Here is a 16,252-nt window from a genome sequence, read left to right on the forward strand (position 1 = left end):
GTTGATGACCACGATGGAATTCCACCGCATCATGTCCATTGAAGATCCGCAGTTCCCCAAGCTCCACCGCCTGCTGCAGGAGGTGTTTCCGCCGGAGGAGGTGCTCGCCTACGACCTGTGGCGCGAGCCGCTGCTCGACCGCTCCATCCATGTCTGCGTCGCCCTGCATGAGGGCGAGGCGGTCGGCGCCACGGAATTCCGCTATTATCCGGACATGCGCGTCGCCATGACGGATTTCACGATCATCGGCAGGCCGGGTCTCGGCATCGGGCGCTTCCTGATGCGCAGCCGCGAGCGGGAGCTGGACCGGCTGGCCGAGCAATCCGGGTCGGAGCCGCTCGGCATGTTCGCGGAGATCTACGATCCTTACCTCACCGGGCATGAATTCGGAGGCGTCAGCCCGATGAATCCGATCGTCAGGCGCGAGGTGCTGTCCCATATCGGCTACAAGCGGCTGGATCTCGCCTATGTCCATCCATCCTGGGATTTGGAGGGCGGAGCGGTAAGCGGCCTGGACCTCGGCTTCCTGCCGAAGGAAGAGCGGCAAGACGAGATTCCGGGAGCTCTGGCTGCGCAGTTTCTGGAAACCTACTATTCGGCGATCGAGCGCAAGCCTCAGGAATGGTACGACATGGTCCAGGGCATCCGCGAACGGGAAAAGATCGCCCTGCTTCCGCTCTGATGGCTTACTCGCCGGCGGTGCTGACCTTTCTCGGCACCGGCGATTCGCTTGGAGTGCCGCGGGTTTATTGCAGCTGTCCCGTATGCGAGGAAGCGCGGGCGACGGGCAGGAACAGGAGGCTGCGTTCCCTCGTGCGGATTGACGGCCTGGAAGGCGGCGGCTCTCCGGACGATGTGACGCTGATCGACTGCGGACCCGATTGGGGCAGGCAGATGGAAGCGGCCGGGCTGCGCTCGGTCGGGAGAATGCTGATCACGCATGCCCACTTCGATCATATCGGCGGCCTCGTGGAATGGGCGGATGCATGCAGGTGGACGAAGCAGCGGGGCAAAGCCTACGCTCCCGCCGAAGTCATTCCCGACATTCTGGCCCGCTTTCCCTGGCTGGACCGATGGATCGATTTCATGCCGATCGAAGAGCCGCTCGCGATCGGCAGCTGGAGCATTCGAAGCTGGCGTGTCCATCATGGCTACAACGGCTATTCGTACGCCTATCGGTTCGACCATGGCGAGACCGGATACGCCTGGGCGTACTGCTCCGACTCCATCGGCCTGGACGAGATGCAGAAGGCGCCGCTGCGCGGCGCCGATCTGATCGTGCTCGGGACGAGCTTTTACCATGAGCCCTATCCTTACGCCGGACGCTCCGTATACGACGTCACGGAAGCTCTGGAGCTGCGGGAGGAGCTGCAGCCGGGCGAAATGCTGCTGACGCATATGTCGCATGATATCGATCTGGACCGCGAGTACGGCTTGCCGGGCAACGTGAAGTTCGCCGAGGCGGGAATGCGCCGGATTCTCGATAAATAGAATCTAAAAATCGAACAGCCCCCGACGATGCGGCGTACGCATCCGTCGGGGGCTGCTTGATTGTCTGCGAATAGTCTAGCCGGCTCCGCGTTCTTCCGGGCGTCCCTGGGAATGGCGGAACAGCTGCTCGTAGTAGCCGCGCTGCCTGACCAGCTCCTCATGGCTGCCCTGCTCGGCGATGACGCCGCTCCGCATGACGATGATGCGGTCCGCATCCATGACGGTCGATATGCGGTGGGCGATGACGAGCGTCGTCCTTCCCGCCGCAACGGCGTCCAGCGCCCGCTGGACGAGCTGCTCGGTGCTGGAGTCGAGATTCGCCGTCGCTTCGTCCAGCACAAGGATGGCAGGCTGATAGAGCACGATGCGGGCAAAGCTGAGCAGCTGCCGCTCCCCGGTGGACAGCCCGCTGCCTTTTTCGCTCAGCATCGTGTCGTAGCCGTCCGGCAGACGGCGGATCAGGGCGTCGGCGCCGACGAACTTGCAAGCCTGCATCGCCTGCTCCGGGCTGAAGCGGGTGTCGAACAGCCGGATGTTGTCGATGATCGAGCCCGAGAACAGGTACGGCTCCTGCTGGACCAGCCCGACCGTCCGGCTGAGCGTGGCGAGAGGGAGCTTCCGCACGTCGATTCCGTCGATCTGCACCGATCCCTTCCGCACGTCGTAGAACCGGCACAGGAGGCTGATCAGAGAGCTTTTGCCGGCTCCTGTCGTGCCGACGATGCCGATCCTCTCTCCGGGACGGATGCTCAGGCTTAGTCCCTTGATGACCGGCTCGCCATCCCCATAACCGAACGTCACGTTGCGGAAATCGATGGCGCCGCTGACCTGCGGACTGCCGGCGCCGTTCAAGGCCGGGAAGGAAGCGTCCCCGTCATCCGGAAGCTCGGGCTTCGTGCTCAGCAGGCCCCAGATCCGGTCCATGGAGACGGAGGCGGATTGCAGCGTGTTCCATTGCTGGGTGATCGCATTGATCGGCTGGAAGAACTGCCGGATATAGGTGATGAAGGCGTACAGAATGCCGAATTCCAGGCTTTCGCCCAAGACGGCGCGGCCTCCGAGCCAGGCGATGAAGGCGACCGACAGGTTGCCCAGCAGATCGAAGGAGCGGTTGAACAGCACGTTCGTGCGGATTTCCCTCAGATTGGCCTCGAAGTACGTTTCGTTCTTTTCGGCGAACTGGCGCTCCTGCTCCTTCTCCTGATGGAAAGCCTGAACCAGATTCATGCCGGAGAGGTTCTCCGCCGTGAAGGCGATCAGGCGCGACAGCCGGCTGCGCGACAGCTGGTACGTCTTGCGCATGTAGCTGCGGAAGGAGAACGCGATGATGCCGATGACAGGAAGCAGCACCATGCTGTACGACGCGAGCACGGGGTCGAGCTGGAACATGAGCACGATGATGAGCAGCAGCGTCATTCCGTCCCGCATGAGGCTCATCAGCACCTGGGTGAAAAATTGGCTGACGGTCTCCGTGTCGCTGGATACATGCGTCACGAGGCTGCCGCTCGACGTCCGGTCGAAGAAAGACGGGGAAAGCCGCGATATATGGCGGAACAAGTCCTTGCGGAGGCTTGCCACGATGCCTTGGCCGGTACGCTGGATCAGGTTGTTCTGCAGATAGGAGAACAGCAGGGCGAGAATGGACAGAAGAAGATACAGGACGCCGATGAGCAGCAGCGGCCGGAATTCCGTCTTGCCCTGCATCAGATGGTCGTCGATGACGATCTTCACCAGATAGGGCTGGAGCAGGTCTGCGAATACCGCGATCAGCGTGCAGAAGAATACGCCTGTGAACGCCTTTCGGTACGGCTTGGCATAGATCATGATGCCTTTTCGGGCTTCCTTGGAGCGGGGCGGGTTTTGCCGCTGCTGTTCCGCTGCTTCGGCATGCTCAGCCGATTTGGCCATGTGAGGTCCCTCCTTGCTGCAGGGCGAACAGCTCCGCATAGATGCCTTCCTCCGCCAGCAGGCTCTCATGCGTTCCTTGCTGGACGATCCGGCCTTCGTCCATGACGACGATGACGTCGGCATGCTTGAGCGCGCTGATGCGATGCGCGATGATCAGCGTCGTTTTGTTTTTGCGGAGCTGCTGGATATTGCGGATGATGGCGGTTTCGGTGACGGCATCGACGGCGCTGACGCTGTCGTCGAGAATGAGGATCGGAGCGTCCTTGATCAGGCCTCTGGCCAGGCTCGTGCGCTGCCGCTGTCCGCCGGAAAGCGTGACGCCGCGCTCGCCGAGACGGGTCTGGAAGCCCTCGCTGAACTGCTGGATGCTCTCGTAGATGCCGGCTTGGCGGGAGGCGTCCTCGACATCCCTCTGCTCGGCGTTGCGCCTGGAGAAGGCGATGTTGTCGCGCATCGTCGTGCTGAACAGGAAGCCGTCCTGCGGGACGTAAGCGATATTCTCGCGCAGGCTGCCGAGGCCGAGCTCCCGGATGTCTGCCCCGCCGATCCGGATCGTGCGCGGGGGAGCTTCGTAGATCCGCAGCAGCAGCTTGGCGATCGTCGTTTTGCCGCTGCCGGTGCGGCCGATGATTCCGGCTGTCATGCCCGGCTCAACGGAGAGACGGATATCATGCAGCGCTTCCATTGTCGAGCCGGGGTATTTGAAGCTGAGTCCGCGCAGCTCGATTCCGGAACCGGAGAGCGGGACGGATTGCTCCGCATCGCTTATGTCCGGGATGATGGATAGAAGCTCCTGCAGCCGCTCAAGGCTGGCGCGCGACCGCTGCATCGTGTTGATGACGTTGCCGATCTGCTGCAGGGGATTGATCATCAGCCGCACATAGAGCGTCAGGGAGACGAACATTCCGATCGTAATGGCACCGCTCAGAGCCTGGTAGCCGCCGTAGGCGATCGTGACGACAAGCGACAGGGCGCCGAGAAACGGAAGCAGCGCCTGGAAAAAGGAAGACATCCGCACCAGTCCCAGCTGGCTTTCCCTGATCCGGTCGACGGTGCCGCCGAATCTCTCCGCCATGACGTCCTCGGCGGCGAATTTCTGGGTGACGCGCATGCCGCCGAACTGCTCCTCGGCCGATTCGGTCATGCGCGCGAGCGCGTTCTGCACGATCCGCGAGCGCTTGCGGATGCGCGGTCCGAAGTAGACGACCAGGAAAGGAATCAGCAGCAGGGGGGAGACGCAAGGGACGATGAGTCCCCAGGGAAGCCCCGATGCGGCCATCATGACGAAGGCCGACAGGAGCAGGATGACGGCGTTGGCCGTCTGGTTGAGGCATACCGAGATGGCCTCCCGGACGGAGGTGACGTCGTTCATGACGTAGCTCAGCATTTGGCCCACGCCGTGCTTGGCGTAGTAGGACTCGCTCAACCGGGTGAAGTGGCGGAACAGCCGCTTGCGCATCAGCCGCTCGAAGCCTCGGCCGAGCCTCATGATCAGGTATTGGCCGAACCCGGCCATGGAGCCGTAGCAGACGGCGATGGCGACGAGCATGAGCGCGTACATGCGGATGTCGTTCATCGCGATGTCATCGTTTTTCAGCCGGTCGATGAATTCTCCGAGAATGTGCGGGTAATAGGACTGGATGATGTTTCCGGCGGCGATAAGCAGCAGCGAGGCGGCGTAGAGCCAGCCTCTTGAAGCCAGGTAAGGGGTCAGCAGCCTTAATTTCATCTCGTACCTCCTGCGATGTATCGTTGATTCCATTATAAGGGGGCCCTGAGGATAATTCACTACTAAACGAAAAAGGGCGGGCGCAGCCGCTTGACGAAAGCCGATTTAGTTTGTATGCTCATGGAAGCTATACGATTCCAGCCGACTTTTATCCAAAGGGGAGCTATTGATGATTACAGGTGTTCTTAACTCTTAAATTTTATATGGCGCTTCTCGGACTCATTACCCTTTTGAATGGAATCATTCACGAGGTTATTCGGGCGCGCTTATGAAGAGTTGAGAACATGTGGATACTCACCCTGAGCGATGGTCTGCGGACAATCGTCTTACCGGTATTCCGTGCTCCTTCGAGCACGGATTTTTTCGTTTCCGATGACCTGCAGCCTGAAGCCTGTTCGACCGAGGCTTCCGGCAGCCGGTCATGGGAGGCGTATGCGGGCAAAGACGGCAGCAGGTACCTAGCCCGACAGGAGTGGAGCGCTTCCGCGTTCCCTCCTGTTTTTTTTGTGTCCTTGAACGCCTTCTTGCGGCTGGGTCGATATGGACATGAGCATTTTCGGGGAGGAAATCAAGTTGAATCAAGCATCCATGGCAAGACTCGAATACAACGCCATCCACGAGCGGTTATGCGGATTTACCGTATCGGCTCCCGGCTTGAGGCTGGCCGAGAAGCATCGTCCCAGCTCCATCTGGAGGCAAGCGTCGCTATGGCAGCGCGAAACGGCCGAGGCGGAGTCGCTGCTGGCGGCCGGAGCCAGCGTTCCGCTGTCCGCGATGGAAGGAATCGAGCCCTTTCTGGCGCTGCTCGGCAAGGGAAGAATCTACGACGAGCGCGAGCTGTCGGGCTTGTCGGCATGGCTCGGCTCCGTGGCGCAGATGAAGCGGTACATGGAGGCGAAAAGCGATGCCTCGCCGCTTCTGTCGGGATATGCCTCCTCCATGAGGGACTGTCCGGAGCTGAGGGCGGAGCTGGACCGCTGCATCCGGGGAGGATGGCTTCACGATCAGGCTTCGCCCGAGCTGTCCAGGATCAGGCGCGCTCATGGAGTGACGGAGGACCGGATACGGAGGAAGCTCGACGCATCGCTGGCCAAATATCGGAACGCCCTACAGGAAGCCGTCGTCAGCCAGCGCAGCGGCAGGTTCGTCCTGGCGGTCCGGCGCGAGCATCGCAAGCTCGTGCCGGGAACCGTGTGGGATGAATCCGCCAGCGGCCAGACGCTGTTCGTGGAGCCGGCCGACATTGCCGACCTGCAAGCGGAGCTGTCTTCATGGAAATCGGCCGAGGAGCAGGAGCGGCAGCGCATCCTGGCCGGGCTGTCGGCTCTGGCCGAGGAGCATGGGCCGCAGCTCGGCATCAACCTGGAGACGATGGCGATGTTCGATTTCATTCTCGCCAGAGGCAAGCTGGCCCTCTCGTACGACGGGACGGCGCCCGTTCTGGAAGCCGAGCCCGCCGTAAGGATCGTCTCCGGGCGTCATCCGCTGCTCGGCAAGCAAGCGGTTCCGATCGATGCGGAGCTCGGCCTGGGCTGGGATCAGCTGTACATTACCGGTCCCAACACGGGAGGCAAGACGCTGGCGCTCAAGACGATCGGCCTGTTCGTGCTCATGGCCCAGGCAGGCTTGTTCCTGCCCGCGGCCGCAGGAACGGCAGTCGGCCTCTTCGACGACGTGCTCGCCGACGTCGGCGACGGGCAAAGCATCGAGCAGTCGCTCAGCACCTTCTCCGCCCATCTCGCCGTTCTTCGCGAGGTGCTGGACAAGGCGGGACGGAGAACGCTCGTCCTGCTGGATGAGCTCGCTGCGGGCACCGATCCGGGCGAAGGAATCGCGCTTTCGATCGCCGTGCTGGAAGAGCTGGGACGAAGAGGCTCGAAGCTTGCGGTGACGACTCATTTCAATGAAATCAAAGCGTACGCCGCTCGCACCGGACGCTGCATGAACGCCCGCATGGCCTTCGATCCGGAATCTCTGCAGCCGCTGTACCGGCTGGAGCCGGGAGAGGCGGGCGACAGCTATGCGCTGGCGATCGCCAAGCGGTACGGACTGCCGGAGTCCATCCTCGACCGTGCGGAGCAGCTGAGGCCGCAGCGAGCTCCGGAGCTTCAGAGGCTGCCTGCGAGAGCAGAGAATCCGGCCGCTGAGGAGGAGGCAGGCATCCGTCCTCCAGCCGTACAGGAGCAGGAAAGGGCTGCAGTCGAGCCCGTTGGAAGCAAGCGGCCGGATTCCGGCAGCCTGCAGGGAGGAGTCGGCCGTCTCCATCATGGCCATAAGGATGGCGCTGCGACAACCGCTTCAATGGAGACTGCCGGAAGTGGCCGGAGCGAGCCGGAACACGCTTCGGATCGGGAGGCGGAAAAAGGCAAGGGGAAGAAGAAGATGCCGCTCCGCGTCGGGGATTGCGTCTGGATCTACCCGCTCCGGAGAACGGGCATCGTCTTCCGTGAGGCGGATGAACGGGGAGAGGTCGGGGTTCAGGTCCAAAAGGAGAAGAGAACCTTCAACCGCAAGCGGCTGGCCTTGCACATCGAGAAGGAGCAGCTTTATCCGGGAGGGGAGTACGATCTCGACATCGTGTTCGATTCGAAGGAAAACCGCAAGGCCAGAAAGCTGATGTCGCGCAAGCATGTGGACGGGCTGAAAATCGAGACGCCGGGCGACGGCGTCAAGGATTAAGGGAACGGGAAGCGGCTGACGGAAGCAGCCGCGAATTCGGCCGACCGGTGAATCAGCCGATGCTTTCCATCACGAGGAGCCAGCCATCCGCCGTGGATACGGTGCCGGCTTCGGCGGCCAGCGCATTGCTGATGCCGAGCGACTGGCCCAGATCCAGAGTAGCGTCGGTCAGCGGATACTGGAATCCGATCAGACGGATGCCGGTCACGCGCAGGCTGAGCGGCAGCAGCGAGATATGCTCGAAGCGGCTGCCGAGGACGTCCAGCGCGGAGCCCGGGGGAAGGACGCGGACCCGGTTCGCAGCGTCTTCGATGGAGGCGGAGACGCCCTTTTCCGCTGCCGTCCGCAGCAAGTGGACATTGGCCATCGTATGGTCGAGCCTGCTTCCTGTCGCTCCCAGAAGCAGCAGGGAGGACGGCTTCAGCTCCAGGCCGCGCCGGAAGGCCAGCTCCGTGTCCGTGTAGTTTTTGTCGACGGGATCGAAGGAAGCCAGTTCCCGGCTCCCGGCTTGAATATCGTTCCGTTCCTCCCGGCTGACGGAATCGAAGTCGCCTAGCGACAGATGAGGCTTGATGCCTTGGCGTACGAGGAACAGGGCTCCGGCGTCGGCGCCGATGATGTAGTCGTCTTCTCGAAGAAGATCGAGCGCCCAGCTGCCGAGGCTTCCTCCGGATACGATGACGACCCGGCTATAGAAGGTTGACGGTTCCAAGGTTTTCCATCCTTTCGGTATTGAATCTGCCGACATTATAGCTTGTCCGGAGATGATGCCGCAATGACGGTTGCGTCCCGCATCCCTCGCGGCTATTATAGGTAGGATGATGGAGACTTAAGGGGCGTTAGAACTTGTATACCGATATTTTTGCCGTATTCAGCATTATCGGCACGATTGCGTTCGCAGTCAGCGGAGCGATCGTCGCCATGGAGGAAGAGTATGACATTCTGGGCGTCTTCGTGCTCGGTCTGGTAACCGCATTTGGAGGCGGCGTCATCCGCAACCTGCTCATCGGGGTTCCGGTCACGACATTATGGAATCAAGGCCTGCTCATTAAGGTTGCGCTGGCGGCGATGACGATCGCCTTCCTGCTGCCGGTCGGATGGATCCAGCATTGGCGCAAGATGGAGGCGCTGTTCGATGCGATCGGGCTGTCGGCCTTCGCCATCCAGGGCGCCCTGTACGCGACGGGCATGAAGCATCCGCTCAGCGCGGTCATGGTCGCCGCCACGCTTACGGGCATCGGAGGCGGAATCATCCGCGATCTGCTGGCCGGTCGCAAGCCGCTCGTGCTGCGGGACGAGATCTATGCGGTATGGGCCATTCTCGGCGGCGCCGCGATCGGCCTCGGATGGCCGGGAAGCACGGTCGGGCTGATCGTCCTGTTCGTGCTGATCATCGTCATGCGGATGTTCTCGGTCCTATTCAAGTGGAGGCTCCCGAGAAGGTCGCTGCGTCCCGCCTCCGGCGACATGAGGAAAGGGGGATTGTTCTGATGGCTAAAAAGAAAGCGACGGTTCTGTTCGTCTGCCTCGGCAACATCTGCCGTTCTCCGATGGCCGAGGCGGTCCTCAGGCACAAGGCCGCGCAAGCGGAGCTGAGCGGCAGCGTCGAAGCCTGCAGCTGCGGCACCGGAGACTGGCATCTCGGCCATGCCCCTCATGAAGGCACGCGGCGGATGCTGGACTCGGCCGGAATATCCTCTGATGGCATGATCTCGACGCTGGTCAGCCGCCAGGCTCTCGAGCAGGCGGATTATATCGTCTGCATGGACGAAAACAACGAGCGGGATGTAAGGGAACTGCTCCAGAAGTGGTCCATGGAAGCGGACGGCAAGCTGCTGCGGTTCATGGAGCTGCTTCCCGGGCGGCAGGGTACCGGCGTGCCGGATCCTTATTATACCGGCGACTTCGAGGAGACGTTCCGGCTTGTGAGCGAAGGCTGCGACCGGCTGCTGTATCGGATTCGGGGCGAGCAGGCCGCGCATGCCGGCCATGCGCGCGGCTAGATAGAGAGCAGCAGCCTGCGAAAGGGCGGATGACAACAAAAAAGGGAAGCGGCTTCCATGCCGCTTCCCTTTTTTGTTGCGCGGTGCCGGCCGATCAGCGGATGAAATGCTTGAGGCCATCGGGAATTTCCCGCTGCCAGAAGCCCCATTGATGTTTGCCGTCTTTTTCCGTATAACGGATCGAAGCGCCCTTTTCCTCGAGGAGGTCTCGCATTTCGCGGTTCAGCGTGACGAAGTCGTAGATGCCCGTATCCGTCTGGTAGTCGGTTTCCTGCAGGCCGACATATTGGTACAGCTGCAGCCAGCCCAGCTGCTGCTCATGGGCTGCCAGCTGCTGGGAAGCCGCATAAAACGCCCCGGACAGCGAGAGGATGCGGCTCCAAATGTCCGGGTAGCGGAGCGCGAGATGGAGGGAGACCGTGCCGCCGAGCGAATCGCCGACGAGCAGCCGCTCCGAGCGCTCGCGCCGGACGGGGTAGCGTTCCTCGACAAACGGAAGCATCTCTTCCGCGAAGAAGCGGACGTAGGCTTCGTGCAGGCTTCCGTCCGGAGAATATTCAGCCGTGCGCTTTTTCTTGTCCACGTCGACTCCGACGATGATGAAGGGTTCGATGTCGCCGTCGATGATCAGCTTGTTGGCGAGCGTGGCGATCCGTCCGAAGTTGAACAGATCCTCGCCGTCCTGGCCGTATACGACGGGATAGCTCAGCACTTCGTTGTAGCTGGGGGGGAGGTAGATCCGCAGATCGCGGGAGCCCGTTTCCAGATAGGCGCTCGGCACCGTCTCCTTCACAATGGTCCGTTTCAAGTATTTGTCGTCGGTCATGCTTATGTCCTCCTTGGGCTGCATGGGGAAGCGGAGCTTAGGGTAAACAATAAGGAGATGTCCCGCTCCCCGCCGTTCCGGCCTGCAGCTGTTTTTCATTTTTCTGAAAAGCGGATCCCATGGCTGGAAATCCCATCCCGTCGCAGCCGGCTCTCGCCGCTGCTTGGAATTCAGAACGTCCGCCGCTTATGAAAACGCTTGTTGTACTATCCTGTACTACTGAAATTGCAAGGCTGTTACACATACAATTCATGCACATATTTCTTGAAAATCATGAAAAAGCGCCGCTTTCACGCAATTTTTTTTGACCGTTTCAAGGTAACAGGTTTATAATAATTCTATAACAGAGCAGATCAAGATTCAAATAACAAATCGAGGTGAACCTCCCTGATGAGCAAGCTCATGAACAAGCATTCTTACGAAGTCCACAGCGATAACGTAGAGTCGCTTACGATTCTTTCGCCGGAGGGCGAAGTCGTGAACCCGGATCTCATGCCGGAGCTCAGCGACGAACAATTGAAGGAACTGATGTACCGCATGGTCTTCACGCGCACTTGGGATGAGCGCGCCGTGAATCTCGGCCGTCAAGGCCGTCTCGGCTTCTACGCCCCGGTATCCGGCCAGGAAGCTTCCATGATCGGCAGCGAATACGCGCTGAACAAGGAAGACTTCATCTGCCCGGCTTACCGCGACATGCCGCAGATCGTATGGCACGGCCTTCCGCTGTACCAGGCGTTCCTGTACTCCCGCGGCCATCAGCATGGCGGCCAGATTCCCGAAGGCGTCAACGTCCTGATGCCGCAAATCATCATCGGCGCGCAGATCCTCCATGCGACCGGCGTTGCGATGGCGTTCAAGAAGCGCGGCGAGAAGCGCGTCGCGATCACGTACACCGGCGACGGCGGCTCCTCCGAGGGCGATTTCTACGAGGGCCTGAACTTCGCGGGCGCCTACAAGCTGCCGGCGATCTACGTCGTTCAGAACAACGGCTATGCGATTACGACTCCTTACTCCAAGCAGACGGCCGCCCAGTCGATCGCCCACAAGGCTCTCGCCGCCGGCATCAAGGGCGTGCAGGTTGACGGCATGGACGTATTGGCTGTCGTCAAGGCTGTATCCGAGGCGGCCGAGCGCGGCCGCAACGGCGAGGGCGCGACGCTGATCGAGCTTCTGACCTACCGTTTCCGTCCGCATTCCCTCTCCGACGATACGACCAAGTACCGCACCAAGGACGAGGAAAGCGAGTGGACCCAAAAGGATCCGATCATCCGCTTCGGCAAATATCTCGACAAAAAAGGCCTCTGGACAGAGGAAGATACGGCTCGCGTGAAAGAAGAAGCCAAAGCAGCCGTGAACGATGCAATCAAAAAAGCCGAAGCGACCGAGAAAATGACGGTCGGCGGCCTGATCGACTCGATGTTCGAGAACACGCCTGCGCATCTTGAAGAACAAAAAGCCGATTTCTAAGCGGCCAAGCGGCCGATCCACCGAAGGAGGAACCTGTTAACATGGCTCAAATGAATATGCTTGAAGCAATCCGCGACGCTCTGCGGACCGAGCTTAAGCGTGACGATAATGTAATGCTGTTCGGGGAGGACGTCGGCCATACCGGCGGCGTCTTCCGCGTGACGGAAGGACTGCAGAAGGAATTCGGCGAGGAGCGCGTATTCGATACGCCGCTCGCGGAATCCGCTCTGGCCGGCATGGCTGTAGGCCTCGGCGTCCAAGGCTTCCGCCCCGTTGCCGAAATCCAGTTCGTCGGCTTCATCTATGAAGCTCTGGACCAAATGTTCGTTCAAGCGGCCCGCATGCGCTACCGTTCCGGCGGCCGCTACAACTCGCCGATCGTATTCCGCACCCCGTTCGGCGGCGGCGTCAAGGCAGCCGAGCTGCATACGGATTCCCTGGAAGGCCTCGCGATGCAGACTCCGGGCATCAAGGTCGTCATTCCTTCCAATCCATACGATGCCAAGGGCCTCATGATTTCCGCTATCCGCGACAACGATCCGGTCTTCTTCATGGAGCACTTGAACCTGTACCGCGCCTTCCGCGCCGAAGTGCCGGAAGAGGAGTACACGATTCCGCTCGGCAAGGCCAACGTCGTCCGCGAGGGCAGCGACGTGACGATCGTCACCTACGGCATGATGGTCCACACCTCCGTGAAAGCAGCCGAGGAGCTGGAGAAGGAAGGCGTCAAGGTCGAAGTCATCGACCTGCGCACGCTGATGCCGCTTGACATCGATACGATCGTGGAGTCCATCAAGAAGACGAACCGCGTCATCATCGTCCAGGAAGCGCAAAAGACATCCGGCGCTGCCGCCGAGGTCATCGCGCAGATCAACGAGAAGGCCATTCTCCATCTGGAAGCTCCTGTCCTGCGCGTAGCCGGACCGGATACGGTGTACCCGTATGCGCAGATCGAGGATCAATGGCTTCCGACACCGGCCCGCATCGTCGCTGGCGTGAAGAAAGTTCTCGACTTCTAATCCATCCGGCCGGCTTGCGGCCGTTACCGATGGCGGGGGAGGGGGTGGCCCGGCTCAGCCGGAGCTTGTCCCGCCCGCGGCCATCTCCAAGCTCTAAACGCAAAAGGAGGTACATCCGTGGCAAAATTCGAATACCGGTTCCCGGAGCTCGGCGAAGGCCTGCATGAGGGCGAGATCATGACCATGCATATCAAGCCGGGCGACAAAGTGACCGACGATGACATCATTATGGAAGTCCAGAACGACAAAGCCGTCGTGGAAGTGCCTTGTCCCGTCAACGGCACCGTTCTTGAAGTATTCGCGAAGGACGGACAGGTGTGCCATGTAGGCGAAGTGGTCGCGATCATCGATGCCGAAGGCGATCTCCCGGAAGGCGCGGCGCCTGCCGAGGACAGCCCGAAGGAAGTGGCGAAGGACGAGGCGGCCAGCGTCGCTCCCGGCGCAGCCAAGGCCGATGCCGAGGTCGCGGCGAAGGATGCCGCTCCCGCAGCCGCCCAGCCTGCCAAGGCCGAAGGCGCAGCCAAGGGCAGCGTGCTCGCTACGCCTAGCGTGCGCAAGTTCGCCCGCGAAAAAGGCGTGGACATTACGGCCGTCCAAGGCTCGGGCAAAAACGGCAAAGTAACCCGTGAGGACGTCGAGCAGTTTGCAGCGGGCGGCGGCAAGTCCGCACCGGCAGCCGCTGCGGACAATGCGGCCGTTGCAGCCAAAGGCGCAGGAGAAGCGAAAGCCGCTCCGGTGGCGTCCCAAGGCGGAGACCGTCCGGAAGAACGCCTGCCGTTCAAGGGCATCCGCAAAATCATCGCGGGCGCGATGGCGAAGTCCGCTTACACGGCTCCGCATGTCACGCTGATGGATGAAGTCGATGTGACCGCCCTTGTCGAGCTTCGCCAAAAAGCGAAGCCTGTCGCCGAGAAAAAAGGCGTCAAGCTGACTTACCTGCCGTTCATCGTGAAAGCCCTCGTAGCGGCCTGCCGCGAGTTCCCGATCATGAACGCGATGCTGGACGAGGAATCCCAGGAAATTGTGCTCCGCAAATACTACAACATCGGTATTGCGACGGACACGGACAACGGCCTCATCGTTCCGGTCATCGAGCATGCGGATCGCAAAAACGTATGGACGATCGCGGATTCCATTCGCGACCTGGCCATCCGCGGACGCGACGGCAAGCTTACCGGCGCCGAGCTCAAAGGCAGCACGATCACGATCACGAACATCGGCTCCGCCGGCGGCATGTTCTTCACGCCGATCATCAACTTCCCTGAAGTCGCGATTCTCGGCGTAGGCCGCATTTCCGACAAGCCTGTCGTCAAGAACGGCGAAATCGTTCCTGCATCCGTCATGGCTCTGTCCCTCAGCTTCGACCACCGCATCATCGACGGTGCGACGGCTCAGAATTTCCTCAACTACATTAAACAGCTTCTGGGCGACCCTCAGCTGCTCGTTATGGAGGTATAACTCATGGTAGTAGGAGATCCATCTCTCGATATCGACACACTGGTAATTGGTGCAGGCCCCGGCGGGTATGTAGCGGCGATTCGCGCCGCTCAGCTCGGCCAGAGCGTCCTCTGCGTGGATAAGGAATATGTAGGCGGCGTCTGCTTGAACGTCGGCTGCATTCCTTCCAAGGCTCTGATCTCGGCTTCCCATCAGTACGACACGGTCAGCCACTCCGAAGCGATCGGCATCACGGCCGCCGACGTGAAGGTCGACTGGTCCAAAATCCAGGAGTTCCGCGGCAGCGTCGTCAAGAAGCTGACCGGCGGCGTAGCCAGCCTGCTGAAAGCCAACAAAGTCCAGTACTTTGCCGGCGAAGTCATGTTCATCAACGAAAACGAAGCCCGCGTCTTCAACGATCAGGAAGCGCCGCGCTACCGGTTCAAGAACTGCATCATCGCGACTGGCTCCCGTCCGATCGAGCTGAAGGCATTCCCGTTCGGCGGACGCATCGTGTCCTCCACGGGAGCTCTGACGCTGCCTGAGATTCCGAAGAGCCTCGTTGTCATCGGCGGCGGCTACATCGGCATCGAGCTGAGCCAGATGTACAGCAAGTTCGGCACGAAGGTGACGATCCTCGAAGGCTCCGACTCCATCCTGCCCGGCTTCGACAAAGACATGTCCCAGCTCGTGGCGAAGAAGCTCAAAGCCAAAAAAGCCGACATCATCACCGGCGCAATGGCGAAAAGCTCCGAGCAGACCGACAAGGACGTCACGGTCACGTACACGGTCGGCGACAAGGAAGAGAAGATCACTGCCGACTATCTGCTCGTAACGGTCGGACGCCGTCCGAACACCGATGGAGAGCTTGGCCTTGACCTCATCAACATCAAGATGACGGACCGCGGCCTCATCGAAGTCAACGACGAAGGACGCACGAGCATTCCGCATATCTTCGCCATCGGCGACATCGTTGCCGGTCCTGCGCTCGCCCACAAAGCGATGTATGAAGGCCGCGTCGCGGCTGAAGTCATCGGCGGAGAGCCGAGCAAAGTCGACTACAAGTGCATGCCAGCGGTCTGCTTCTCCGATCCGGAATGCGCAAGCGTCGGCCTGACGGAGAAGGAAGCCAAGGACAAAGGCTACAACGTCCAAGTCGGCAAATTCCCGTTTGCAGCGAACGGACGCGCTCTTTCCCTGAACGCTGGAGAAGGCTTCGTCAAAATCGTAGCCGACAAAGACAGCGGCCTCGTGCTCGGCGCCCACATCGCGGGCATCGAAGCTTCCAACATGATCTCCGAGCTCGGCCTGGCGATCGAGATGGGCGCTACGCTTGAAGACATCGCTCTTACGATCCATGCCCACCCGACGCTCGGCGAAATCGTGCTGGATGCGGCGGAAGTGGCTCTCGGCCACCCAATCCACGTTTTCGTCAAGTAATCGAACCGCCGCCGATTTCCGGCGGCATGCAGCAACAGCCGGCACCCCGCGTGCCGGCTGTTTTTTGTTTTGTCGGGGAGCAGGCGGGTAGGGCGATGTGCCTGGCCTGCGAGAGGGCGGCTGCCTCAAAACGCTTCGATGCGCCTGGAGCGCATGATGCTGCTTGTTCGGTTTTTCTTATTTGGCTATTCCTTCCTGCGAAAAATCCTTTATTGCCCCTAATCGTTACCGCGCCAAAGGATTATAAGTCGAT

General features: G+C 60.7%; 13 protein-coding genes. 9 read left to right on the forward strand and 4 right to left on the reverse strand.

Annotated elements, in window-relative coordinates; genetic code table 11:
* The first annotated feature begins 13 nt into the window (after positions 1 to 13).
* Positions 14 to 682 (forward strand): GNAT family acetyltransferase, encoded by a 669-nt coding sequence (locus CIC07_RS11770; protein WP_076356107.1) that lies wholly within the window; start codon positions 14 to 16, stop codon positions 680 to 682.
* Positions 682 to 1,491 (forward strand): MBL fold metallo-hydrolase, encoded by an 810-nt coding sequence (locus CIC07_RS11775; protein WP_076356105.1) that lies wholly within the window; start codon positions 682 to 684, stop codon positions 1,489 to 1,491. The genes CIC07_RS11770 and CIC07_RS11775 overlap by 1 nt, the downstream gene beginning before the upstream one ends.
* Before the next feature lie 75 nt (positions 1,492 to 1,566).
* Here the strand turns inward: CIC07_RS11775 and CIC07_RS11780 are convergent, their stop codons facing one another.
* Positions 1,567 to 3,399 carry an ABC transporter ATP-binding protein gene (locus tag CIC07_RS11780; RefSeq protein ID WP_094248027.1) on the reverse strand — a complete coding sequence of 611 codons (1,833 nt, stop codon included), beginning with the start codon at positions 3,397 to 3,399 and terminating at the stop codon, positions 1,567 to 1,569.
* The gene (locus CIC07_RS11785) at positions 3,383 to 5,128 is read right to left on the reverse strand and encodes an ABC transporter ATP-binding protein (protein WP_076356101.1); all 1,746 of its coding nucleotides are present in this window, start codon (positions 5,126 to 5,128) and stop codon (positions 3,383 to 3,385) included. Before CIC07_RS11785 ends, CIC07_RS11780 begins: the two co-directional genes overlap by 17 nt.
* A 573-nt stretch (positions 5,129 to 5,701) precedes the next feature.
* On the opposite strand from CIC07_RS11785, the gene CIC07_RS11790 reads away from it, so the two are divergent.
* Complete coding sequence (locus tag CIC07_RS11790) at positions 5,702 to 7,807, forward strand: endonuclease MutS2 (protein WP_083688113.1); 2,106 nt, start codon at positions 5,702 to 5,704, stop codon at positions 7,805 to 7,807.
* 52 nt (positions 7,808 to 7,859) lie between these two features.
* Here CIC07_RS11790 and CIC07_RS11795 read toward each other — a convergent pair whose 3' ends face one another.
* Positions 7,860 to 8,519 (reverse strand): thiamine diphosphokinase, encoded by a 660-nt coding sequence (locus tag CIC07_RS11795; RefSeq protein ID WP_076356097.1) that lies wholly within the window; start codon positions 8,517 to 8,519, stop codon positions 7,860 to 7,862.
* Between the two features lie 134 nt (positions 8,520 to 8,653).
* Here CIC07_RS11795 and CIC07_RS11800 point away from each other — a divergent pair, with 134 nt between their 5' ends.
* On the forward strand, positions 8,654 to 9,298 hold the full coding sequence (locus CIC07_RS11800) for a trimeric intracellular cation channel family protein (RefSeq protein WP_076356095.1): 645 nt from the start codon (positions 8,654 to 8,656) through the stop codon (positions 9,296 to 9,298).
* Entirely contained in the window at positions 9,298 to 9,810 is a 513-nt protein-coding gene (locus CIC07_RS11805) for a low molecular weight protein-tyrosine-phosphatase (RefSeq protein ID WP_076356093.1), read from the forward strand. Before CIC07_RS11800 ends, CIC07_RS11805 begins: the two co-directional genes overlap by 1 nt.
* A gap of 94 nt (positions 9,811 to 9,904) precedes the next feature.
* On the opposite strand, the gene CIC07_RS11810 is transcribed toward CIC07_RS11805, so the two are convergent.
* Positions 9,905 to 10,636, reverse strand: a complete 732-nt coding sequence (locus tag CIC07_RS11810; RefSeq protein WP_076356091.1) for an alpha/beta hydrolase — start codon at positions 10,634 to 10,636, stop codon at positions 9,905 to 9,907.
* A gap of 402 nt (positions 10,637 to 11,038) precedes the next feature.
* On the opposite strand from CIC07_RS11810, the gene pdhA reads away from it, so the two are divergent.
* The 4 genes from pdhA to lpdA all read left to right on the forward strand — a co-directional run bounded on the left by pdhA (position 11,039) and on the right by lpdA (position 15,999).
* Positions 11,039 to 12,103 (forward strand): pyruvate dehydrogenase (acetyl-transferring) E1 component subunit alpha, encoded by a 1,065-nt coding sequence (gene pdhA, locus CIC07_RS11815; RefSeq protein WP_076357016.1) that lies wholly within the window; start codon positions 11,039 to 11,041, stop codon positions 12,101 to 12,103.
* 41 nt (positions 12,104 to 12,144) lie between these two features.
* Complete coding sequence (locus CIC07_RS11820) at positions 12,145 to 13,122, forward strand: alpha-ketoacid dehydrogenase subunit beta (protein ID WP_076356089.1); 978 nt, start codon at positions 12,145 to 12,147, stop codon at positions 13,120 to 13,122.
* A 117-nt stretch (positions 13,123 to 13,239) separates the two neighbouring features.
* On the forward strand, positions 13,240 to 14,580 hold the full coding sequence (locus CIC07_RS11825; RefSeq protein ID WP_076356087.1) for a dihydrolipoamide acetyltransferase family protein: 1,341 nt from the start codon (positions 13,240 to 13,242) through the stop codon (positions 14,578 to 14,580).
* Positions 14,581 to 14,583: 3 nt separating this feature from the next.
* The gene (lpdA, locus tag CIC07_RS11830) at positions 14,584 to 15,999 is read left to right on the forward strand and encodes a dihydrolipoyl dehydrogenase (protein ID WP_076356085.1); all 1,416 of its coding nucleotides are present in this window, start codon (positions 14,584 to 14,586) and stop codon (positions 15,997 to 15,999) included.
* Positions 16,000 to 16,252: the final 253 nt, after the last annotated feature.

Source organism: Paenibacillus sp. RUD330 (genome assembly GCF_002243345.2).
Lineage (GTDB): Bacteria > Bacillota > Bacilli > Paenibacillales > Paenibacillaceae > Paenibacillus_O.